The sequence below is a fragment of the Paenibacillus sp. oral taxon 786 str. D14 genome, from assembly GCF_000159955.1.
Taxonomy (GTDB): Bacteria; Bacillota; Bacilli; order Paenibacillales; family Paenibacillaceae; genus Fontibacillus; species Fontibacillus phoenicis.
The window spans coordinates 20,858-42,820 of sequence record NZ_GG695999.1; the positions used below are offsets into that span (position 1 = coordinate 20,858).

Genomic DNA, 21,963 nt, shown 5'->3' on the forward strand with positions numbered 1-21,963 from the left:
AACGAACAGGGGGAACTACGATGTACAACGTATTGGTCGTCGACGACGAACCGTTGATCTGCAAAGGCTTATCCGGACTTCTAACCGCTTCAGGACTGGATATCGGTCAGATCTACACCGCGTATAACGGGCACGAAGCGCTGGATTACGTAAGAATGGAGGAAGTGGATCTGCTCGTCACCGACATCCAGATGGGAGAAATGAACGGGATCGAGTTGATGCAGCAGGCGAAGCTGATCAAGCCTTGGGTGCAGACGATCATCATCTCTGCGCATGAAACGTTCCAATACGCCCAGATGGCGATCCGGCTTGGCGCCAAGGACTATTTGATTAAGCCGCTGAACAGTGAGCAGTTCCTGGATTCGGTGCGCAACGCGCTGCTCAAGATGGATAAACCGATGCCGCAGAGCGAGGAGCTGTTGTCCCGGGGCGCTGAACATTTCCGCATGGAGGAGCCGCTTCCGGAATACGGCGAACGGTTGAACCGCCTGTTAAGTGATCCCGCCGAAGGGGACGAAGAGCAGAGGTTTGCGGAAGCTGAGCGATTGGGGCTGACGGGGCCGTATTTTTCCGTGATCAAAATCAAGCTGGCCATCCCCGCTGACAAGCAGCTATCCGTGGACCAGGATCGGGATGCCTGCCTGTTCCGCTACGCGGCGCTGAATATCGTGAACGAGCTGCTGCATCAGGAGTGGCGCGCGGCATCTTTTTATACCCAGAGTCTGGAGATCGCCCTCATCTTGCAGTGGAATGAAACGGAGTACGCCGAACCCAATCTCAATAAAATCAACCAGCTCGAAATGCTAGGCCGCAGCCTGCATCATCACATCCATAAATACCTTGGCTTGCGGTGCACGGTGGGGATCAGCCAGATTCTCAAAGGTACGGGGTTTCTGAGCTTGCTAAGCCGTCAGGCGGACAAAGCGATGCTGTGGGGAGGAGAACACGGGGATCACCATGTGTTTTATTATGGCGATTTTAACTGGCACAACTATACCCAGGATCCTTCCACGGAGGAGCTGACGAAGCAGAATAACCGGATCGTGGAGAGCGCCAAGAAGTATATCGAGGAGAATTACCGGCAGAAGGGGCTGACCATCCACGAGGTGGCCCGCAACAATCATGTCAGCCCCAATTACTTGAGCTATCTGTTCAAGAAAAATACCGGCTACAACCTGTGGGAATACGTGATCAAGCTGCGGATGGAAGAGAGCAAAGCGCTGATTCTGAACACGGACCTGCGCCGTTACGAGATCGCTGAACGCGTGGGTTATGAGTCGCCGGAGCATTTTAGCAAGATTTTTAAGAAATACTTTGGCGTCAGTCCCACGGAACTGAAGAAATAACGATGAAGTAAGAACGACCATAGTTCACATAGTTTTAGACATGTTCGCCGTCCGGCTGCTTTTCTACAATGAGAAGAGACACTACGTAGAAAAGAGGGAGAACGATGGGGGAACCCGTGATTTCACCGGGGAACATGCAGCAGAACACGGTTAAAACGTCCGCCTCCGCTTCGCGGAAGCCGCGGCGGGGGTCGAACTGGAAGCAGTACATGTGGGGGTATCTATTTCTGGTACCGGCGATCGCCATATTTATCGTGTTCTTATGGGTCCCGATCATCAAAGGGATGGTTTACAGCTTCTATAACATTGATTTCGTCAAAGGTAACACATTTGTCGGACTGGACAATTACGTGAAGGTGTTTCATAACCCCGACGTACTTCTGTCGGTTCGCAACACCTTGTATTATATGCTCCTCTGCTTGGTTATCGGCTTTTGGGTACCGATCGCGGCGTCAATCGCCATTTCCGAGCTGCGCTGGTTCCAGGGATTTGCGCGGATTGCCGCGTACCTGCCGTTTGTCGTGCCGGGCGTCGTCCTCTATGGGATGTGGCGCTGGATGTACGATCCGGTGGGGCCGATCAACGCCTTGCTCGGATGGTTTGGAGCCGATCCGGTGTCCTTTATTTCCGACGGCAGGTGGTCGATGGTCTCGATCGTCTTTATGGAGACGTGGCAGCAGTTTGGTTCAGCGATGCTGATTTACCTGGCCGGAGTGCTGAGCATTCCGCGGGACTGGTACGAAGCGGCGGAAATCGATGGAGCCGGCGTCTGGGCCCGGATCAAATACATCACGCTGCCATCGATGCGGAATCTGATCGTGTTGATGCTGATTTTACAGCTGATCGGCACTTCCCAGGCGTACCAATCGCAGTTAGCTTTGCTGGACGGCGGGCCAAACAAGGCGACGTTAACTTACGCCCTCCTGACAGTCAAATACGCCTTTACCCAGCTCGATTACGGGGCCGGGACCGCGCTGGGTGTTCTGATGTTCATCGTGCTAAGCGTGCTGGGCGTGTTGCAATACAAGCTGAACAAGGAGGAGTACTGATATGAAAGAAAGAGGCATCCTGTCGCCCTCCGATCTGCAGAAGCCGCTGAATAAAGTGGTATACGGATTTATGGTCTTGTGCATCGCGGTGATGACGTTTACGATGCTGTATCCGATCGCGATGACGATGTTTAACGGGCTGAAGAGCAACCAGGAGGTCAACTCGTTTCCGCCGCGATTTTTTCCGCAGGAATGGCATTGGGACAATTTCCCGAAAGCCTGGAATTACATCGATTTACCGATGTTTTTGAAAAATACTCTGCTTATCTTCGGCGGCAACCTGCTGATGACCATTTTGGTGCTGGGTCTCGCTTCGTTCAGCATTTCACGGATCCGGGTGCCGTATAGCCGGGCGATCTACTTTTTTATCCTGCTGACGTTGTTTATCCCGGCCTCCAGTTATATGATCCCGAACTTCGTCAACCTGAAGGAGCTGGGGCTGCTGAACACCTATTGGGCGTTCTGGCTGCCGGCGGGAGCGAACGCGTATTATTTTCTGCTGATGAAAAATTTCTTCGACGGCATCCACCCGGAGATCTTCGAAGCGGCCCGGATTGACGGAGCTTCGGAGTGGACCAGTTACTTGCGGATTGCGGTGCCGCTGTCCGTGCCGATCTTCGCGACGCTGGCGATCTTTATTTTCTCCACGGCGTGGAATGACTGGTTCTGGCCATCGCTGGTAATGCACACGGAAGACAAATATACGCTGGCGACCGCGATCTACAAATATGTAATTAACGCGCGGAACATGGATAGCAGCATTAAGTTCAGTATTTTGTTTATGGTGATGATTCCGCCGATCTTCGTGTTCCTGGGGTTCCAGAAGTTTATCATGCGCAGCGTGAGCTTGTCTGCAGTTAAGGGATAGGCGGATGGGTGGCAGCGTTTACAGAATCGTAGGCCTGCACACGAAAGTCATAAGATCACACATCGAATGCTAAATGTTTCTCTTTTATGATAAAAATGCAAGATTACCTAACTTATGAAAAGGGGAGTTTCAATGCGCAAGTTTTCAGCAGTGTTGATGTGTCTGATGTTGCTTGGTTCGCTGCTCGCGGCCTGCGGCGGAGGCGGGAACAAGGAAGCCCAAAATAACGGCGGCGGACACACGGCGGCCACGGGGAACAACGGAGGAAGCAATGCGGATGCGAATTCGGGAGAAGCCGATGATATCACGCAGCGCAAGGTCACGATCAAGATCCACTATCCGTTGCCGGACGAAACGACGCTTCGCCAACAGGAGGACGATAAAATCGCCCGCTTCCAAGCCAAATACCCGAACGTGACGATCATTAAGGATGACTGGCAATACAGCGTCAACGAAATCGGCGTAAAGATGGCCTCCAACGAAGCCCCAACCTTCTACAATACGTGGGCAACGGAAGCCCAATTCCTGGTGGAACGCGGCTGGGTTGCTGACATCACGGATCTGTGGAACAACTGGGAGTATAAAGACGAAATTAACCCGGTGCTGCAAAATCAATTTATCGTTGACGGCCGAGTGTACGGGATCACCCAAAACGGTTACGTTACCTCGACGGTCGTCAACAAGAAGCTGCTGGACGAGAAGGGCATCGCTGCTCCTCCGTTCGACTGGACTTGGGACGATATGTACAACGTAGCCAAAGGGGTTGCCGATCCGAAGAAAGGGATTTCGGGGATCGCACCGATGGGGAAAGGGAACGAAGCAGGCTGGAACTGGACCAACTTCCTGTTTGAAGCCGGCGGCGATATTGAAAAGACCGAAAACGGCAAAGTGACCGCCGTCTTCAACTCCGAGGCTGGGGTGAAGGCGCTGGATTTCTATAAGAAGCTGAGATGGGAAGCTAACGCGATCCCGCAAGACTGGGCGCTGGGTTGGGGCGATGCCGTCAGCTCCTTCCAACAAGGCCGGACGGCGATGGTGATCGCCGGTGCATTTGACGTCATTCAAGCGGCGCTGAATGAAGGCGGCATGAAGCCGGAGGATGTGATCGCTTATCCGATGCCTGCTGCAGAGAAAGGCGGCAAGCATTACGGGGTGCTCGGCGGCAACTACCTCGTCATTAACCCGAATGCCACGAAAGACGAACAAGAAATGGCGTTCCGCTATATTACGTTTGATTACTTCACCGACGATGCCTTGAAAGCCGTTGAAGATACGATTCAAGCCCGCAAAGCGGAAGGCAAGTATTATGTGCCGACACCGCTGGAGTATTTCAGCGAAGATTCCGAGTATGCCAGCAAAGTGAAAGCCATTTACGAAAAATACGACAACGTGTACAAATACGATCCGCAGCTCTTCGGCCTGCTGGAAGGCAAGCCGGAAGCGCAATTCGGCACGCAGGACTACTACGCCACGATGTCCAACGTCGTCCAGGAATCGTTCTCGAAGAAGGGCACGGACTCCAAGCAGCAGCTGGATGTCGCAGCGAAGTACGTGCAAGAGAATTTCTTTGACAAAATTCAAGCGCAATAATTCGTGAGTTGGCAGGGAGTCTCCCCTTGGGTCAGGTTGACCGGGGGAGGCTTTTTTTGCGTTGGAGGGGGCGGGAGTGGTGGAGGTAGGGAGTACGATTGGAGAGTGACGATGGTGGCGGAGGAGGCTAGTGCTAATGCCAGGCGTAGGCCGCTAACGGACCTGAGAGACCTTATTTTGCGGTTTTCGGCGCGTGTTGAAATCTAACGGACCGGAGAGACGTTATTTGCGGTCTGGAGTGGAGTTCAGTACGGATTTCAGCCCAATAGCGTCATCTGGTTCCGTTAGGATGGGAAATGGCCGGGAAATGAGCGAATAAGGTCATCTGGTTCCGTTAGAAGGGACTGGAGCGGAGAGGGACGGCGCGCCCTGCCGAGCTCTCTAAATCTAAATCACGCCGACGTTGCCGTTTTGTCCGTCGACTGGTGCGCGCGGGCTTGTCGGCCGAGTACGAGGCCAACGAGGGAGGCCATTACTTGCTGGAACACCATGCCCAACACGACCGGCACGGCCACCGGGGCGGGGAAGTAAGTGACGGCCAGCACGGCGCCGGCGCTGATGTTGCGCATGCCGCCGTTGAAGACCAGCGCGACTTTGTCGGCTTCGTTTAGGCCGATCAGCCGGGACAAGCCGAAGCCAAGCGCGTAGCCGATGGCCGCGAGCAGAACGATGATGGCGGCGAGCCCCAGCAGCCGCGGGCTGAAGTCGGTCAGGTAAGGGGCGACAACCGCGCCGTTAATCGCCACGACCGAAGCCATGGCAAGCTTCGAAAACGGGTTCAGCCAAGGCCCCCAAGTGGTGATCACCTTGCCTTGGGTCCACTGGTTCAGCACCATGCCCACCAGCGATGGGACGACGATCATCCAGAACAGGCTGGTCATCATCGCCACGGCGTCAAGCCGGACGCTGGTGCCAACCAACAGCGCCAGGATGCCGGGAACAACAAAGGGAGCCAGCAGCGTGTCGATCAGGATGATCGACAAGGTCAAGGCAATGTTGCCCTTGTAGATGCTGACCCAGACGAAGCTGCTCACCCCGGTTGGAATCGCCGCAGCGAGGATAAAGCCGGTGATCGTATAAGCATCCCCGGGGAACGCCAAATGCCCCATTCCCATCGCCATCAGTGGCATGGCCAGGTGGAGGATGAACAGGCAGAGCACCAGGGGGAGTGGTTTTTTGAGCACGTTTAGGAAATCTTTGAAGCTGAGACTAATGCTCCCGGCAAAGGTCATGAAGGCAAACAGCCACGGAGACAGGTAGGTATAGGAGGCTAGACGACTCCCGCAAAGGACGCCGATCAATATGCCAGTAGGGGTAATTAATGGCATTAATTTGTTCAGTTGTCGGTTTAGCGTTTGCAGCATGGTCACGACATCCTTTGGCAGTTTATCGGAAATTATATAAAAAATATAATTGTTTACATTTACATGGTAAATTTAGGTAGTAGACAATGAAACAAGTTTGGCCAAATTAACAAGAATAAATAGAGAGGTTGAGATGCTATGTTTAAAAGAACATTATTATGCGCCTTGACTTTAGTAATTACCTTGTTCATTTCTGGGCCAGGATATGCAGCGAATGATCAAGATGATAGTCTGGGGCATGATTCTATTAGCCCACAGACTAAAATGGAAATTATCAAAACAATGGAGGAATTAACGAAGATAAGCTTGGAAAAGCTAAATCCTCAAAATTCTTCGAAACTTAGTTCGAATGCTGAAGGCACCCTGAGGAAAAAACTTTCTTCCTTGGGTGTTAGAGAGCTTACTCCAATTGAAGTGCAAGAAAAGATATCAAAAAATTTAGTAACACCTAACGTTTCAGTTCCTCCTAGTAATAGTAATGTCAGATGGTATGAGCTTAGATATACACATACCCGGAGTGGAAAGACATATGATATCCAAGAACTGTATGCTCAGGCCGTAGGGTATAACACTAATCTTTATAGTTCTAACAACACATTGTATTTGATTAATGGTACAAAAACACAGGTCAATGTTGGTCAGGCACTAATAAATGTTTACGCGAATAAATTAATCGGAGTTATTGCGTCATTGAATCCAATCACAAATATTTTACCATATGAGTTATTTGTAAAAATACCAGACGGAAGTTCCACTATTTCTATGAATTCTGATTTCATTTCATACAGATTACTTTCAACTGCTTGTTTTTCATACGTAAAAGATTCTGGAAAAAGCGACGATTATTTAACTATGACGTACGCCTATGCTTTGGCCGTCAGACGGATGATTGAGCCGGAGCCTGTGTTCGGGGATATGAAAAACAATTGGGACTTCAAACGATTCCTGCTTCGAGGCTTACCAAAAGCAAGCTTTGAAGTCGGGTGGCTTTCCCTTGCCCACAATCTGCTCAAGAAAGCAGCGGCGGACGCCAAAAACCAAGGAGCTAAGCGGTCTGTTCTCGCTTAGCTCCTTGGTTTTTTACTTATACCATCCTATCTTGTTGCTGAGGATGTTCAAAAGTTTACTTTTGGGACAGCCTCTACTATTTTCATCGGGCAATTTCTTTGAAAGAAGCCTCTGCGGCTTCCAACGTGAAGTCGATGTCGGCTTCCGTGTGCGCCGTTGTCAGGAACCAAGCTTCGAACTTCGACGGGGCGAGGTTGACCCCACGGTTCAGCATGGCGCGGAAAAAGGCAGCGAACGCTTCGCTGTCGGTGTCTTGCGCCTCCGCATAGTTCGTGACCGGATGGTCACAGAAATGCGTCGAGAACGAGCCGCGGATTCGGTTGATGGTCAGCGGCACTCCATGGCGGCGGGCCGAGTCAGCCAGCCCGTCGGTCAGCTTCACGGCGAGGCGGTCCATCTCTTCGTAGACCCCAGCGCCTTGCAACACCTCAAGGCAGGCGATGCCGGCGGAGATGGAAGCAGGGTTGCCCGCCATCGTTCCGGCCTGATAGGCCGGACCCAACGGTGCTACCTGCTCCATGATCTCTTTGCTGCCGCCGTACGCGCCGATCGGCAGCCCGCCGCCGATGATTTTGCCGAGGGCGGTGAGGTCCGGCCGGATCGCTTCGTGGTTGGAGAGGCCGGCGTAGGTTTGCGCCGAGCCGTAATGGAAGCGGAAGGCCGTAATAACCTCGTCGTAAATGACGAGGGCGCCGTACTGCCGTGCGAGCCGGCAGAGCTCTTCCAAGAACCCGGGCTTCGGCATCACCATGCCGAAGTTCCCGACGATCGGCTCGACCATGACGGCGGCGACGTCGTCGCCCCACTTGTCGAGCGCATCTTTCAGCGCCGAAGCATCGTTAAACGGTACGGTGATCACCTCGTGCGCGATGCTGGTCGGGATGCCGGCGCTGTCAGGGATGCCCAGCGTGGACGGGCCGGAGCCCGCGGCCACGAGCACGAGATCGGAATGGCCGTGGTAACACCCGGCAAATTTGATGATTTTGTTGCGCTTCGTATACGCGCGCGCGACGCGGATCGTCGTCATGACCGCTTCCGTACCGGAGTTGACAAAGCGTACCTTGTCCATCGAAGGGATCGCTTCTTTGAGCATACGGGCCAAGCGGATCTCCAGCTCGGTTGGGGTCCCGTACAACGTGCCGTTTGCGGCTGCCTCTTGAATGGCCTTCGTCACATGCGGGTGGGCATGTCCGGTAATGATCGGCCCGTAAGCCGCCAAATAATCGACGTAGCGGTTGCCGTCCACGTCCCAGAAATACGCGCCCTCCGCTTTTTTCATAAAAACAGGCGCCCCGCCGCCAACCGCCTTAAAGGAACGGGAGGGGCTGTTGACGCCGCCTACAATATGTTGCAACGCTTCTTCATACAATCGTTCGGATTGTGATCGATTCATCTCAATAAACTTCCTTTCTGAATTGAATTACTGGAATGAGCTCGTTATTGTGCCAGCCAGCTTACGATTTAACTGCAAAAGTACATTTGATTTGTCCGAAAAACCGACTCTTACGCGCGATCAACTGCAAAAGTACATCTCAGACATCACGATATGCCCTCAAAAGCGACCTTTCAGCAGAAATGAACTGCATTTTTACATTTGAATGCTGAAAAAGAGCGGTTTTGGGCAATATGAACTGCACTTTTACAGCTGACAGGCCCAATAGCGCGGATTCACGGTAGGCGGCGATCAAAAAAGGCAGTTCGTGATGCCGAACTAGGCAGTAAGAGTGGGGGCTAGCAAAGGCAGTTACTGTCGCCACCAAAAGACAGCAGTAGTACCATCCAAGGCAGTTACCTGTGCCCCCAAAGGACAGGAGTGGTGCAACTAAATACAGTTACTTGCGCCCCAAATGGCGGTTATCCGGCCAAAAGAGAGGAGGCCGCCTCTCGATTAAGGCCTGGCCACAGGGCCGAGCCTGCCTCGAGAGACGCCCTCCGATCTCACGGACTCCCGCCCGCCGCCTAAGCAGGCAAGGACTTCGCTAACCTCAGGCTTAGGGCCCTCCGCCCCAAAAGGCTCTCAGCCTCAAGGGCTGGCCGCCTCCAGGTTCCGGCTGCTGCTGCCGGCGTTCGCCCCAGTACGGCCTGAGCTGCCACTGCTGTCACTGTTATTCTCGGCACCGTCAGCATCGTTGCCACTGTCCGTCCCGCTTTCCTCCGCTTTATTAAATACATCCTGCACGTATTGCTTTAAATCCTCCTCGCTGCGAACGCCAAGGACGGACGAGCCGCCAACGGTTTTCTCCACCAGCAGTTCCATCGGCGGAATCTGCTCGCTGGCGACCATTTCTGCGTCATACCCGACAGTAGCCAGCTTCCACATATCCTGAACCGACAAGTTCGTGTCGATGTAAGGATTGATTTTCTCCAGAATCGAAGGCAGCTTCATAATGGAAGTCGTCGACTTCAGCTTATCCGCCACCGCCTTCAGGAAATTGCGCTGCCGCTCGGTCCGGGTGTAGTCAGACAGAGCGTCGTGCCGGAAGCGGACGTATTGCAGCGCCGTTTTGCCATCTAAGTGCTGCTGTCCTTTTTTCAGATCGATGTCGTATTCATGATTATCCGCCTTGCTGGTGTAGTGCATATCTTTTTCCACATAGAAATCAACCCCGCCGACCGCATCCACCAACTCAATGAATCCTTGAAAGTCGGTATACACATAATATTGTATCGGGATGCCCAGCAGATCGGAGACGGCTTGCATCGCTGTATTCGGTCCGTGCGTAATCGCCGTGTTGATCCGATCGGAACCGTGCTCTGGAATCTGCGTGTATGTGTCGCGCAAAATCGAGAAGAGGTAGGCCTTCTTGCTCACAGGGTCCAGGGAAGCGACCAGCATGGTGTCGGAACGAGGAATTTCCCCTTTCTTCAAACCGCGCGCATCGACGCCCATCAGCAAGATGTTGACGCGATCCTTGCCTTCCCATTTGGGCGGTTCCGGCACTTTCGTTTCGGTTGGTTGCACGTTATAGAAAGGAGACTGTTCTCCTTCTTTTTGAAAATTGTCGACTTGGTTATAGAGGGCGGTAAAATAGTAGGCTGCAAAGCCGGCGAGAGCGACAACCACTCCGATCACAGACCAGAGAATCGCCCGTTTTGTGCGTTTCGTCATTGGGTTCGTTCCTTTCAAGGCATGCGATAAATTCGGTTTCTATTATAGATATACTACATGTCTTTCCATTATAATTTCTTTTGTAAATACAATCAATTTCAGGGTTGGAGAGGCCAGAGGAGGAAGGAGCATGTCGAAACAAACGCAACAAGTGCAAATCGGTCAGCCTGTTCCGGATTTTCGACTGCCCGCCGACAGCGGGGAGGAAATCTCGTTATCGCAATTTCGCGGCCGGAAGGTCGTTCTTTATTTTTATCCCAAAGATGCTACCCCGGCTTGTACTCAGGAGGCTTGCGATTTTCGTGATCTTGCTGAGGTGTACGGTGAATATGGGGCGGTGGTGCTGGGCATCAGCGGGGATTCGGTGAAATCTCACGCCAGGTTCGCCGGGAAGCAAGGGCTGAATTTCCCGCTCTTATCGGACGAGTCTCATGAGGTGTGCCGAATGTTTGGCGTATGGCAGCTGAAAAAAATGTACGGCCGCGAATACGAAGGCATCGTCCGTTCGACGTTCCTCATCGACGAGGAGGGGAAGCTGCTCCGTGAATGGCGCGGGGTTCGAGTCAAAGGGCACGCGGAACAAGTGTTGGAGGCACTGCGAGAAGCCGGCCAATAAAATAGGTGTCTTCGCCAGAGAGTTGATCAAAACGCCTCATCCTAACGTTAAAGTGGGATGAGGCGTTTACCTTTACTTATTTTTCAAAATGCAGATCAAAAAGGCCTAGTTCGATGTTCTCCTGATCGGCTGTTGCACGGAACTCGACTTTCGCTGCATGAGCGACGTCAAGCGCTAAATCCTTAGGGAAGTCTCCCGGTTTGAAAGTTTCTGAGTAAGCTTCACGATCATCGACCAGGATCCGCAGCGTCACCGAAGCCCCAGAATCTCTATATTTTCCGGTCAACCCCACTTTGCCGACCACCTTTTTGGCTTGTCCGTTAAGCGGAAATTGAATATGGACCCAGCGACTGTCTGAGCCGTTATCATTTCTAGGGAACTCAAAGCGCAGGAAGCTGGTATACGTGTTCCCCAAGTTATCTTCAATCGGTTCGTTCGCATTGTATACGTATTCATATCTGCTCCAGTATGCGGTCTGCGCATTCGAATGCTGGATATCGCGTTCTGGATAAATATCCGTTTTCCCCTCTGTCTCGCCTATGTATACGGTTTGCGTGGAGGCGTCCCATTTCACCGGAAGCTTCAGCGCTTCAGCAACAAACCGAAGAGGTACGTATGTCGTCCCGTTATAGAGGAACGGTTTGTTATCCTCACTCAACTTTTGAGCTGTTTTGTTGACGGTAATCCCTTTGACGTTGTAAAACACTTCGATCAGCTTTCCGCTGCTGCCGGCATAAACTCCTGTTGCTCCGAATAGAAGGGAGCCTGCAACGAAGCCGGCAATGAATTTAGATTTTGAATTCTTCATGTTGCAATTACACCTTCCTTTGGATAGTTTTGCAACATATTATATCTGCGCCGGCGGGGGTTCGGCAATATTTTCTCGAATGACGTCTATCTTCATCTCTACCTTCATACAATCTACCAGAAAGCTAAAGGATTCATAGAAAAGAAATTGATCCTAGTGCGGAGGTAGAAGGTCGATGAAACAACCAAAAAAGTTATCCGGACAAATGCTGGTACGTTTGCTACTGCTTACGGTAGTACTGATTGCGGCAATCTGCACGCCGCTTGGCTTCCAGCACAAGGGCTTGCCCGAAGTCAAAGCCCTGGCCATGAAAGAACAAGCCGCGGGGGGAACCGCGACGCATAAAGTGAATTTCGCTGCACCTGCACCCCAGAAGTTGGAACCCGTCCATACGTCGGCCATAGGCTCGGCTGGCGCATCGGCGGCTTTGGCAGCGTCTCAGACGAAGAAGGCGGAGACGCTGCAAGAAAACCAAAAGGAAGTGCAAGGCAAGACCGTTTATTTGACGTTTGATGACGGACCTAGCCCGCATACGGATCAAGTACTGGAGATTTTGCGGGAAGAAGAGGTGACCGCTACCTTTTTCGTGCTTGGCGAGCAGGCCAAACGTTATCCAGAGAAGATCCGGCGAATCGTCGACGGCGGCCATGCCCTCGGGAATCATACGTATAACCATGATTACGACGCGTTGTACGACAGCTTCGGCCAATTCTGGAAGCAGGTCAAGGCAACGGAAGAGGTGCTGCGGGAGATCACGGGAACACGTACGGCGTTGGTTCGCGCGCCGGGCGGGACGTACGGTCATTTTGACAAGACGTATTTCAACCTGCTGGAGCAGGGTGGGTATAAAGTGTTCGACTGGAATGTGGACAGCGGCGATTCCAAGCGCAAAGGCGTTCCGGCAAATGAGATTGTAGCCAACGTCAAGAACGCGAAGCTGCAGGACCAAGTGATTGTGTTGATGCATGATGGAGGCGGGCATGAGCAGACCGTCAAGGCGCTGCCGGAAATTATTCATTACTATAAAAAACTAGGTTACGAGTTTCGTACATTATCTGCGGAGCAAAAGCCCGTTCAATTTTCGCTGGATCCTCAGGTAGGCAAGAAAAAGAACCGTCCAGCGCCTTCCGCCGAATGGATCGCGTCCAACGTCGTTCCGAATGCGGCTTTGTTTGAACCGGAGCTGCCGCTCACCGTGGAGGCCGGCGGCTTGCAAACGCGCCTTGCGCCGGGGGAATACGAGCTGCGTGACGGCCAGTATGTGGCTCCTGTCCGTATGGTGATGGAGCGGCTGGGAGCTGAGGTCTATTGGAGCGAGGCGACGCAAAGCGCCTTCATCAACTGGGGGGACGCCTACATCGTAGCGGATACACGGCGCGGAGTGCTGACTGCGGTTCGCCCAGACGGGACCTATGCCGAATGGGAAGTGACGTTTGAGCGCAAGGCTCAGGCGTTATGGATTCCACTGCGTCCGCTCTTGGAGGCATTAGGTCATCCGATTGTCGGAGTTGTTTCAACTGCTGGGGAGCGACGGGTCTCGGCAATCTAGTTGTTTTGATAGATTCTTGGGACAAACGCTTAACTTTCTCTCCCTTTCTTCCATGTCTATTTCCGCTAGTTTCTGGAGATACTGGTTGATAGATTACGGCCATGGTTTTTAGAAATGGAGGGGGAGTCAGGATGAATCACGATCAAGCGCAGACGTTGCTGGAGCGGCTCGTCCACAAGGTGGATCGGGTGATAGTTGGAAAAAAAGCGGAGATCGAGCTCGCGGTAGTGGCGATGCTGAGCGGCGGTCATATTTTGTTAGAGGATGTGCCAGGAGTGGGTAAAACGATGCTGGTACGCACGTTAGCTGCCTGCATCGGCGGGTCGTTTGGCCGCATTCAGTTCACGTCGGACCTGCTGCCGTCTGATGTCACCGGCGTAACGGTATACCATGCGCAAAGCGGTCAGTTTGAGTTTCGGCCCGGGCCGGTGTTCGCCAATGTCGTATTGGCCGATGAGATCAATCGGGCAGCGCCGCGAACCCAGTCGGCACTGCTGGAAGCGATGGAAGAACGGAAAGTGACGATCGATGGAGAGACGCGGGCTTTGCCGAAGCCGTTTTTGCTGCTGGCTACGCAAAATCCGCTGGAATACGAAGGAACCTATCGCCTCCCGGAGGCGCAGCTGGATCGTTTTTTGATGCGGCTGACGCTCGGGTATCCGAAGCCAGAGCAGGAGGTGGATCTGCTCGGGAGGATGCAGGATCCGCCTAATCTTGCCGAGCTGAAGCCGGTGCTGCTGCCGGAGGAAATGGCCCTCATGCAGCGTCAGGTGCGCAGCGTATTTGTGGACGACGTCATCAAGCGCTATATGGTTGGGGCGGCGGACGTATCCCGGCGCCATCCGCAAATCGCGCTGGGTTTCAGTCCGCGCGCAACGCTTGCCTGGATGGGGGCGGCGCAGGCGATGGCGTATTACAAAGGACGTTCGTTCGTCACGCCGGACGATGTGAAGGCGGTCGCGCCCGCTGTGCTCACGCACCGGATCGTGCTGAGGACGGAAGCGAAGCTCGACGGAGTCAGCGGAGAGAAGGCGCTAGCTGAAGTGCTGGCTAAGGTGAATGTGCCGATTTTTGCACGGAGAGCGGGGGCTTCGTCATGAAGCACGCAGGATGGGCATGGCTGATCGCCGTCACCTTCGCCGGAGCTTTGGGAGGTTGGTACGCTTGGCGCGGCGGGGCGTCGGCTTTATTCTTGCTGCTGCTGGTCGGATTCATTATGCTGCAGGGCGTTTTGGTCCAAGCATTTGGCCCGAAGCGCTTCAAGGTGGAGCGCGCTTGGCAGCCGGTATTTCCGGTTGCCGGTGAACCGGTCACTGTCACGTTAACGGTCCGCTGTGAGGGAGGTCTGCCGCCGGTTTGGCTGCAGATCGAGGACCAGCTGGCAGGAGACGCGGTTGGTTCAGAATACGGGAAGAACCGCCCGGGGGGCCGGGGCGGTAGTTTGTTTTTTACCGGATTTCGCCGGGATTACCGGATGACATATGCGATTCAGGACTTGCCTCGGGGCGTCTATAAGAATGCTTCCGTTAGGTTAACCTGGGGCGATCCGTTTGGCTGGTTCAAGCGGAGCCGACTTGCGGCTTCCTCTGAGGTGATGGTGGTTCATCCGCTGCGGCTGGCAGGAGATCCCCCGAAGGCAGAGGAGCGGGGCGAGCAGGAGGGCGGCGGGGCTTGGCAGCCCCAGCTGGTCGCATCGTCTCCAACTCCGGGCCGGTTAAGACCCTATGTCGAGGGTGATCCGTTGCGGCGAATTCATTGGAAATACTCGGCGAAAAAAGGCCAGCTGCTCTCCCGCATCCCCGAGGAGCAGGGGGTCATGCCGCGCTATTTGCTGCTGAGCACGCAGGACGGGGATTACGCTTCCTCCGCCGGCTTCGAACTGGCGGTTTCGGCAGCCGCCACGTGGTTTACGCGCGAAGCGGGCGGCGATTCCGGCGCCGATGAGCTTCGCTTCAGCCATAGCGCGATGGACGGAGCTTGCCGGGTGAACGGTCGCGACGGCCTGATGAGCGGCCTGGAGCAGCTGGCCGGCCTCCGCTTAGGGAGCGGCTTGTCTGCGGGAGAATTGCTTCGCCGGGATTGGTCCGAGGTGCTCTCCCAAGGGCAAAGCCTTACGGTCATCACCGGCACGCTGACGCCTGAATTGGCGGGGGATGTGCTGCATTGGGCCGAGCTGGGGGTAACCGCGGAAGTTTGGTGCGCCGGCGGGCTCGGCGGATCGGATCTGGGGCGGCTGGTAGCCCGGCTGCGAGAACGGGGCGTCACGGTGTTGGATCTGACGTTGTATCGGACGAAAACTCCGCGGAAGGAGGCGATCAAGCATGTCGGCGCCTAAACCGGCAGTGCTCACCTCCAGCGGCCAGTTGGCACCGGTGACACCATCCCGGCGAGGCGGGCATTCTGCGCCTTCTGTCGGCCTGCGGGTCGTGATTACGCTGCTGCTGTTTGGTTTGTTTGGGGAATGGTTGTATCCGTTGCATGCGATGATTCCCGAAAGGCAGACGGAGCTGCTTCCGCTGTTTTTCGTTCTCACCGGAGCTTTGCTGTTGTTTGGCTGCCTGCGGCTGCCGACTGCCCTGTATGCGCCGCTGCCGCCGCTGCTGATCGCCGGTGCCATGTTGTATCTGTTCGGGAGAGGAGAAGGGATTGCCTGGTTTGCCGGCTACGCCCATACGATCTCTGCCGATCTGGAGGCGTTTTGGGATACGGGGCGGTTGTTCTCCATCAGCATGGAGACGCGGGCATTGCTGCTGTTGATCGGTTGGACGTTGCTGGTCGTTTCCGTACAGATGCTGGCGTTATCGCGCCAGAGTATTTTGCTGTTCTTGTCCGCCACGGTGATCTACTTGCTCGTGCTGGAAGCTGCCGTCGGCTTGGAGCTGTATTTGGGCGTCATCCGCTCGGCGGCGTTGGGCTTGGCCCTGCAGGCGGCAGCGTTCCATCGCGGCGAGCCTGGATCGAGCCGGGGAGCCGGGAGACTCGCCGGCGGGGTCGTCGTACTCGCCTGCGTGGCGGGCGCAGCGCTGCTCAGCTCGCTGCTGCCGCTGCAGCCGGTGCGGGCGATCTCGTGGGAGCAGGTCGCCCGCAGCTTGTCGGAGTGGAGCGGAGCCGAGTTGCCTGCCACGGCGGGCCGGGCCGCGGCGGTCAACGTCTCCGGCTACGGTCGGGACGACTCCAAGCTGGGCGGGCCGCTGCGCCTGCGCCTTGATCCATATTTTACGGCGTTGTCCCCGTACAATACGTACTGGCGCGGCGAGAGCAAAAGCGTGTACACCGGCCGGGGCTGGATTCAGCCGGTCGGGGATAGCGCGCCGGTGATCGCCGGGGCGGAGCGTACGGGCGGTGTGACGGGCGAGGCGGCTGAAGGCGAAGCCATCACAGCCGAGGCCCAGGTCGACACCGGCCGCGAGCTCATACGGCAAACGGTGACGTTCGAAGCGCCGTTATCGGGGAGGGTAGCCTTGCTCTCGGGCGGGCTTCCGGTCCAGGCGGAACGGATCATCGCCGGTGACGGAAACGAGTCGGTGCAGATTGAGCCTCGGTTTGATGCCTGGGCCGATGCCTTGATCGTCGACTATGCTGCCCCGGCGGAGCAGATTTACGGCTATGAGCTGACGTCGGCGGTGCCGACGGCGTCTGCGGACAAGCTGCGCCAAGAAGAGGGGCCGGACCCTGTAGAGGTCCGTGACCGCTTTCTGCAGCTGCCGGACGCATTGCCGGAGCGGGTGCGGAAGTTGGGCGAGCGGCTTGTCGCCGGAGAAAGCAACCGCTATGATGCGGCGGCCGCCGTCGAGAGCTACCTTAAGCATCGCTACGCTTACAGCCTCGATTCCCGTCAGCCGCCGGAAGGCGCCGATTTCGTCGACCACTTTCTGTTCGTCGACCGCATCGGCTATTGTGACCATTTCTCGACGGCGATGGTCATCTTGCTGCGCAGCGGCGGGATTCCGGCTCGCTGGGTCAAGGGCTTCGCGCCGGGAGATCCTGCGCCATCTGCAGCTGCGGCTTCCGGAGGAACGGGGAGCAGGGGGGAGGCCGTTTCACTAGCAAGCGGTACAGGCTCCAGCTCGGCAGAGATGCACCGATATACCGTAGCCTATGCGGATGCGCATTCGTGGGTCGAGGTTTATTTTCCCGAAACGGGTTGGATTGCCTTTGATCCGACGCCAGGGTTTGGCGAGTCCATCGCCTTGAGCGTCAGCACCTTAGCGGATTATAGATTAGGTGAAGCAAATACGGTAGCGACTTTTCCGTGGTTAGCCAAAGCTGTTGAAGTGGCCAAGCACCTGCAACCGAGACTTACTGAATTGGCTTACGAAAAACTTACCCGTATGACCCCGCGGCTGCGCCCGTTTGATTGGACCGTTTTGGCTTTAACTGCTGGTTTCGCCTTACTGTTCGCACGAGAACTGAGGCTGCGCGGATACTTACTGCTGCTTGCCTTCGGACGATTGCGGCCAGGGAGCACGTTTCCTGGACGCCGGGAGTTGCTTGCTTCAGCGGATCGGGTTTGGCGCGAGTTAGCATTGCTGCATGGTCCCAAGCCCGCGTCCATGACAGCCCGGGAATATATTCAGGGCGCGTTCAGCGAAGATCAGGCGCAATCGGAGTGTGCGGAGCAGTTCGTACGGACCTGGGAAAAGATCTACTACGGAGGCTTGCGACCGGATCGACAGGAAAGCGTGAAATTCCTTGAACAATGCCGGAAGTTGGCCTCTCGCCGAGGCTGAAATTGGCGCTTGGGCTTCCTTGACGACCTCTTTTGTCGTTTCGTATAATAGGTGTCATAATTTGAGGGAGGCTCGGTCATGAATAAGCCAAATGAAATGATTGTGGTCCTTGACTTCGGAGGACAATACAATCAGTTAATTGCAAGAAGAATCCGCGACTTAGGCGTGTACAGCGAATTGCTGCCGTATAATACGCCGGTTGAACGCCTGCGGGAAATCGCGCCGAAAGGCATCGTATTTTCGGGTGGTCCATCCAGCGTTTATGCGGAGGATGCCCCACACATTGACCCGGCCGTGTACGACATCGGTGTGCCGATCTTCGGCATCTGTTATGGGATGCAGTTGATGGCTCACCAGCTTGGCGGTAAGGTTGAACGGGCGGCAAAACGCGAGTACGGCAAAGCGGACGTGGATTTTGCCGAACATTCGGCCCTAACTCGCGGTCTGGATTCGAAGCAGACCGTATGGATGAGCCACGGGGACCATGTGACCCAGCTTCCGGACGGCTTCGTGGTTGATGCATCGACAGAGCATGCGCCGATCGCCGGATTTGCCAATCCGGACCGGAAGATGTATGGTGTGCAATTCCATCCTGAAGTGCGGCATTCTGTACATGGGAATGAAATGATCCGCAATTTCCTTTATGACATCTGCGGCTGTGAAGGCAACTGGAGCATGGAGACGTTTATTGAAGACGCGGTACGTGATATTCGCACGCAAGTCGGCGACGGCAAAGTGCTTTGTGCGTTGAGCGGCGGTGTAGACTCCTCAGTGGTGGCTATGCTGATTCATAAAGCAATTGGTGATCAGTTAACCTGTATGTTCATCGATCACGGTCTGCTGCGCAAAGGCGAAGCGGAGAGCGTCATGGAGACCTTCGTGGGCAAGTTCGATATGAAGGTCGTCAAGATTGATGCGCGCGAGCGTTTCCTCTCGAAGCTGGCCGGCGTGGATGATCCGGAACAGAAGCGCAAAATCATCGGTAACGAGTTTATTTACGTGTTCGACGAAGAGTCGGCGAAGTTCGATGACTTTACTTACCTGGCGCAGGGGACGTTGTATACCGACATTGTCGAGAGCGGCACGGCAACGGCTCAAACGATTAAGTCCCACCATAACGTGGGCGGGCTGCCGGAAGATATGAAGTTCAAGCTGATTGAACCGCTGAAAACGTTGTTCAAAGACGAAGTGCGCAAGGTTGGCGAAGAATTAGGGCTGCCGCGGGAAATCGTGTGGAGACAACCGTTCCCGGGACCGGGACTTGCGATTCGCGTCTTGGGCGAAGTGACGGAAGAGAAATTGCAAATCGTTCGGGATTCCGACTACATCCTGCGCGAAGAAATCGCCAAAGCGGGACTGGATCGTGAGATTTGGCAATACTTCACGGCATTGCCGAATATGCGCAGCGTAGGGGTTATGGGCGACGCTCGTACTTACTCCTACACAGTAGGCATCCGTGCCGTGACGTCCATCGACGGCATGACCGCCGACTGGGCGCGTATTCCGTGGGACGTGCTGGAGAAGATTTCCGTACGGATCGTCAACGAAGTCGAGAACGTGAACCGCGTCGTGTACGACATTACGTCGAAGCCGCCGGCCACGATTGAATGGGAATAGGTTATCAAACTCACAAATGCTCTCCTTTAGATGCCGGTTCAGGCAAATAAAGGAGAGCATTTTTGGTTAATTTACTGTTGTATCTATTGCTTTGGGTCTCTTGATTACTTTGAAATCAGTGTAAATTTTCACGAATAATTCAAATTACGAACAATAATATCACGAATTGAATCGAATATTCGTTTTTTCTGTTGACATTTTAGGACCCTCCGCCTAGAATAAATCATGTGATAAGCCTTGCTGACATGGCTTGTCTGGATATCGACAAAACCGCATAGTTCTTTTCGTATAATTCCGGGAATTGGCCCGGAAGTCTCTACGAGGTCACCGTAAATGATCTGGCTACGAAAGGAAGAAACGAACGTATCGTTGGAGCGAGTTGGGGAAAGTTCAGGGATGTTGCTCGGACGAATGCTGCGATGCTTGCTTCACGGAAGCCTATGGCTGTTGGCTGATCCGAACGATCGTTTCTTCTGGATGTACGGTAACCCGAGGGATGTCGCCTCGGGCTTTTTGTCGTTTTCCGAAGGAAATTCAACAAAGTGGTGCTGTCATGCCAGTTGTTTGAACCTGGATTGTCAATTTTTAAGGGGGAGTAATTTTATCATGGATCGGTTTTTTAAACTGAAACAGAACGGTACAACGGTACGTACGGAAATTATGGCGGGCCTGACCACATTTATGGCGATGGCCTACATCCTTACGGTGAACCCGAACACGTTGACGGCGTTTGGCCAGATCGAAATGGGTTGGTACTCCGTATTCTTGGCAACGGCGCTGTCCGCAGGGATTTTCACGATTGCCATGGGCCTTTTCATTAACTTTCCTGTGGCGCTTGCGCCGGGGATGGGTCTGAACGCGTACTTTGCGTCCGTCATTCTGTCATCTGCGACAACGGATCATCCGTTTACTTGGGAAATGGGCTTAACGGCTGTATTCATTTCCGGGTTGATCTTCATCCTGTTGACTTTAACGAAAGTTCGTCAAATGCTGCTGGATGCCGTTCCAGATTCGTTGAAGCATGCAATTACGGTCGGGATCGGGTTGTTCATTACGATTATCGGTCTGAAAAACAGTGGTCTGATGACCATCGGCGTTGAAGCCGGTAGCGATATTCCGGCGAACACATTCACCGATGTGCTTTCCTTTGAAACGGTAATTCATTTAGGCAGTCTGGAGAATACAGACGTACAGCTCACTTTGATTGGCTTGTTGCTGATCGGGGTTTTGATGGTGCTGCAGGTTCGCGGTGCGATTTTGCTGGGGATCCTGGGAACGACGGTTATCGCTTTGCTGATGGGTGTGGTGGACTTCGGTACTTTGTCCGATCCGCAAACGCCTTGGGTTCCGGACTTCACGCAAATCAACTTTGCACGCTTTGACTGGGACGGCATCTTGCATACGGGTATTATTTCCGCGATTGCGACTTTTACTTTCGTGGAATTGTTTGATACATTTGGTACTTTGGTAGGTACAGCTTCCCGTGCTGGGATCATGAAGGATCCGGAAGAAGGCAAAAAACGCGTCGGCAAAGCCATGCTGGTTGACGCAGCGGCTGTTACTGGCGGCGCACTGCTCGGGACTTCGACGACGACAGCTTATATTGAAAGTGCAGCTGGCGTAGCTGAAGGTGGACGTACGGGCTTAACCGCCCTCACGACGGGGATTTGCTTCTTGGCCGCCTTGTTCTTGGCTCCGATCGCAGCTTTGATTCCTGGTGCTGCAACGGCTGCAGCCTTGATCATTGTTGGTGTCCTAATGGTTCAATCGATCAAAGAGATCGACTTCTCCGATATGGTTGTAGCCATCCCTGCGTTCTTGACGGTAACGATGATGCCGTTCACCTATAATATTGCGAACGGGATTTCATTTGGGATTGTGTTCTATGTGGTGCTAGCCTTCGCGGCTAATCTGATCGGCAAAAAGAAATATAACATCCACTGGTTAATGTGGGTATTGTTCGTTCTGATCATTCTTCGTTACATTTTTCTTGGCAGCCAAGGTTAATGATGAACTAACGGTCTCTCAAGCCTGCAGTCCCTTTGAGGATTGCAGGTTTCTTTTTTAATAGTAGTAGATTCTCGATTATATGCGACGATTTCCAAGTATTGCATTTGTGTTTGCTTGTGAGGTTTGGTATATTATAAAAGTCGCTCACGGCGATGAGGTGTTTGCGAAGAAGATTGAACTTGATGGTCGAAAAAACGATCGAAAAAAGTTCTTGCATCCCAACGAATCACCTGATATAA

At 54.0% G+C, this 21,963-nt stretch carries 15 protein-coding genes, 1 pseudogene and 1 riboswitch; of the genes and pseudogenes, 12 read left to right on the forward strand and 4 right to left on the reverse strand.

The genetic code is table 11. The features are described from left to right. Nucleotides 1-20 precede the first annotated feature (20 nt). The 4 genes from POTG_RS21445 to POTG_RS21460 all read left to right on the forward strand — a co-directional run bounded on the left by POTG_RS21445 (nucleotide 21) and on the right by POTG_RS21460 (nucleotide 4,853). Complete coding sequence (locus POTG_RS21445) at nucleotides 21-1,346, forward strand: response regulator (protein WP_009226947.1); 1,326 nt, start codon at nucleotides 21-23, stop codon at nucleotides 1,344-1,346. A 104-nt stretch (nucleotides 1,347-1,450) separates the two neighbouring features. Then, complete coding sequence (locus POTG_RS21450) at nucleotides 1,451-2,395, forward strand: carbohydrate ABC transporter permease (RefSeq protein WP_009226948.1); 945 nt, start codon at nucleotides 1,451-1,453, stop codon at nucleotides 2,393-2,395. A gap of 1 nt (nucleotide 2,396) precedes the next feature. After that, nucleotides 2,397-3,263, forward strand: coding sequence for a carbohydrate ABC transporter permease (locus tag POTG_RS21455; RefSeq protein ID WP_009226949.1), 867 nt, complete (start codon nucleotides 2,397-2,399; stop codon nucleotides 3,261-3,263). Between the two features lie 132 nt (nucleotides 3,264-3,395). Beyond that, nucleotides 3,396-4,853: an ABC transporter substrate-binding protein gene (locus POTG_RS21460; RefSeq protein ID WP_009226950.1), complete on the forward strand. Its 1,458-nt coding sequence runs from the start codon at nucleotides 3,396-3,398 to the stop codon at nucleotides 4,851-4,853. Between the two features lie 392 nt (nucleotides 4,854-5,245). Here the strand turns inward: POTG_RS21460 and POTG_RS21465 are convergent, their stop codons facing one another. Beyond that, entirely contained in the window at nucleotides 5,246-6,217 is a 972-nt protein-coding gene (locus POTG_RS21465) for a bile acid:sodium symporter family protein (protein ID WP_009226951.1), read from the reverse strand. An 864-nt stretch (nucleotides 6,218-7,081) separates the two neighbouring features. Between POTG_RS21465 and POTG_RS25450 the strand changes: the two are divergent. After that, nucleotides 7,082-7,285, forward strand: a pseudogene (locus POTG_RS25450) (transposase); the annotation flags it as partial. An 82-nt stretch (nucleotides 7,286-7,367) separates the two neighbouring features. Here the strand turns inward: POTG_RS25450 and POTG_RS21475 are convergent. Both POTG_RS21475 and POTG_RS21480 read right to left on the reverse strand, forming a co-directional pair. After that, a complete protein-coding gene (locus POTG_RS21475) occupies nucleotides 7,368-8,678 on the reverse strand; it encodes a glutamate-1-semialdehyde 2,1-aminomutase (RefSeq protein WP_009226953.1) in 1,311 nt (436 codons plus the stop codon). Between the two features lie 630 nt (nucleotides 8,679-9,308). Next, complete coding sequence (locus POTG_RS21480; RefSeq protein ID WP_009226954.1) at nucleotides 9,309-10,394, reverse strand: LCP family protein; 1,086 nt, start codon at nucleotides 10,392-10,394, stop codon at nucleotides 9,309-9,311. A 130-nt stretch (nucleotides 10,395-10,524) separates the two neighbouring features. On the opposite strand from POTG_RS21480, the gene bcp reads away from it, so the two are divergent. Then, the gene (gene bcp / locus POTG_RS21485) at nucleotides 10,525-11,010 is read left to right on the forward strand and encodes a thioredoxin-dependent thiol peroxidase (protein WP_009226955.1); all 486 of its coding nucleotides are present in this window, start codon (nucleotides 10,525-10,527) and stop codon (nucleotides 11,008-11,010) included. A gap of 76 nt (nucleotides 11,011-11,086) precedes the next feature. Here the strand turns inward: bcp and POTG_RS22870 are convergent, their stop codons facing one another. After that, nucleotides 11,087-11,818: a stalk domain-containing protein gene (locus tag POTG_RS22870; RefSeq protein ID WP_009226956.1), complete on the reverse strand. Its 732-nt coding sequence runs from the start codon at nucleotides 11,816-11,818 to the stop codon at nucleotides 11,087-11,089. Between the two features lie 175 nt (nucleotides 11,819-11,993). On the opposite strand from POTG_RS22870, the gene POTG_RS21495 reads away from it, so the two are divergent. The 6 genes from POTG_RS21495 (at nucleotide 11,994) to POTG_RS21520 (ending at nucleotide 21,721) form a co-directional block, all read left to right on the forward strand. Continuing rightward, on the forward strand, nucleotides 11,994-13,367 hold the full coding sequence (locus POTG_RS21495) for a polysaccharide deacetylase (protein ID WP_009226957.1): 1,374 nt from the start codon (nucleotides 11,994-11,996) through the stop codon (nucleotides 13,365-13,367). A gap of 131 nt (nucleotides 13,368-13,498) precedes the next feature. After that, nucleotides 13,499-14,467: an AAA family ATPase gene (locus tag POTG_RS21500; RefSeq protein WP_009226958.1), complete on the forward strand. Its 969-nt coding sequence runs from the start codon at nucleotides 13,499-13,501 to the stop codon at nucleotides 14,465-14,467. After that, complete coding sequence (locus POTG_RS21505; RefSeq protein WP_009226959.1) at nucleotides 14,464-15,702, forward strand: DUF58 domain-containing protein; 1,239 nt, start codon at nucleotides 14,464-14,466, stop codon at nucleotides 15,700-15,702. The genes POTG_RS21500 and POTG_RS21505 overlap by 4 nt, the downstream gene beginning before the upstream one ends. Next, on the forward strand, nucleotides 15,689-18,097 hold the full coding sequence (locus POTG_RS21510) for a DUF4129 domain-containing transglutaminase family protein (protein WP_009226960.1): 2,409 nt from the start codon (nucleotides 15,689-15,691) through the stop codon (nucleotides 18,095-18,097). Before POTG_RS21505 ends, POTG_RS21510 begins: the two co-directional genes overlap by 14 nt. A gap of 78 nt (nucleotides 18,098-18,175) precedes the next feature. Beyond that, nucleotides 18,176-19,714 carry a glutamine-hydrolyzing GMP synthase gene (gene guaA / locus POTG_RS21515; RefSeq protein WP_009226961.1) on the forward strand — a complete coding sequence of 513 codons (1,539 nt, stop codon included), beginning with the start codon at nucleotides 18,176-18,178 and terminating at the stop codon, nucleotides 19,712-19,714. A 264-nt stretch (nucleotides 19,715-19,978) separates the two neighbouring features. Further along, a riboswitch (purine riboswitch) is annotated at nucleotides 19,979-20,079 on the forward strand. A 241-nt stretch (nucleotides 20,080-20,320) separates the two neighbouring features. Next, nucleotides 20,321-21,721: an NCS2 family permease gene (locus tag POTG_RS21520; RefSeq protein ID WP_009226962.1), complete on the forward strand. Its 1,401-nt coding sequence runs from the start codon at nucleotides 20,321-20,323 to the stop codon at nucleotides 21,719-21,721. The last annotated feature ends 242 nt before the right edge of the window (nucleotides 21,722-21,963 follow it).

What these genes read in the sequence shown, in the direction of transcription:
- POTG_RS21445 (WP_009226947.1), top strand. Translation starts at nt 21, where the DNA reads ATGTACAACGTATTGGTCGTCGACGACGAACCGTTGATCTGCAAAGGC.
- POTG_RS21450 (WP_009226948.1), top strand. Translation starts at nt 1,451, where the DNA reads ATGGGGGAACCCGTGATTTCACCGGGGAACATGCAGCAGAACACGGTT.
- POTG_RS21455 (WP_009226949.1), top strand. Translation starts at nt 2,397, where the DNA reads ATGAAAGAAAGAGGCATCCTGTCGCCCTCCGATCTGCAGAAGCCGCTG.
- POTG_RS21460 (WP_009226950.1), top strand. Translation starts at nt 3,396, where the DNA reads ATGCGCAAGTTTTCAGCAGTGTTGATGTGTCTGATGTTGCTTGGTTCG.
- POTG_RS21465 (WP_009226951.1), bottom strand. Translation starts at nt 6,217, where the DNA reads ATGCTGCAAACGCTAAACCGACAACTGAACAAATTAATGCCATTAATT.
- POTG_RS21475 (WP_009226953.1), bottom strand. Translation starts at nt 8,678, where the DNA reads ATGAATCGATCACAATCCGAACGATTGTATGAAGAAGCGTTGCAACAT.
- POTG_RS21480 (WP_009226954.1), bottom strand. Translation starts at nt 10,394, where the DNA reads ATGACGAAACGCACAAAACGGGCGATTCTCTGGTCTGTGATCGGAGTG.
- bcp (WP_009226955.1), top strand. Translation starts at nt 10,525, where the DNA reads ATGTCGAAACAAACGCAACAAGTGCAAATCGGTCAGCCTGTTCCGGAT.
- POTG_RS22870 (WP_009226956.1), bottom strand. Translation starts at nt 11,818, where the DNA reads ATGAAGAATTCAAAATCTAAATTCATTGCCGGCTTCGTTGCAGGCTCC.
- POTG_RS21495 (WP_009226957.1), top strand. Translation starts at nt 11,994, where the DNA reads ATGAAACAACCAAAAAAGTTATCCGGACAAATGCTGGTACGTTTGCTA.
- POTG_RS21500 (WP_009226958.1), top strand. Translation starts at nt 13,499, where the DNA reads ATGAATCACGATCAAGCGCAGACGTTGCTGGAGCGGCTCGTCCACAAG.
- POTG_RS21505 (WP_009226959.1), top strand. Translation starts at nt 14,464, where the DNA reads ATGAAGCACGCAGGATGGGCATGGCTGATCGCCGTCACCTTCGCCGGA.
- POTG_RS21510 (WP_009226960.1), top strand. Translation starts at nt 15,689, where the DNA reads ATGTCGGCGCCTAAACCGGCAGTGCTCACCTCCAGCGGCCAGTTGGCA.
- guaA (WP_009226961.1), top strand. Translation starts at nt 18,176, where the DNA reads ATGAATAAGCCAAATGAAATGATTGTGGTCCTTGACTTCGGAGGACAA.
- POTG_RS21520 (WP_009226962.1), top strand. Translation starts at nt 20,321, where the DNA reads ATGGATCGGTTTTTTAAACTGAAACAGAACGGTACAACGGTACGTACG.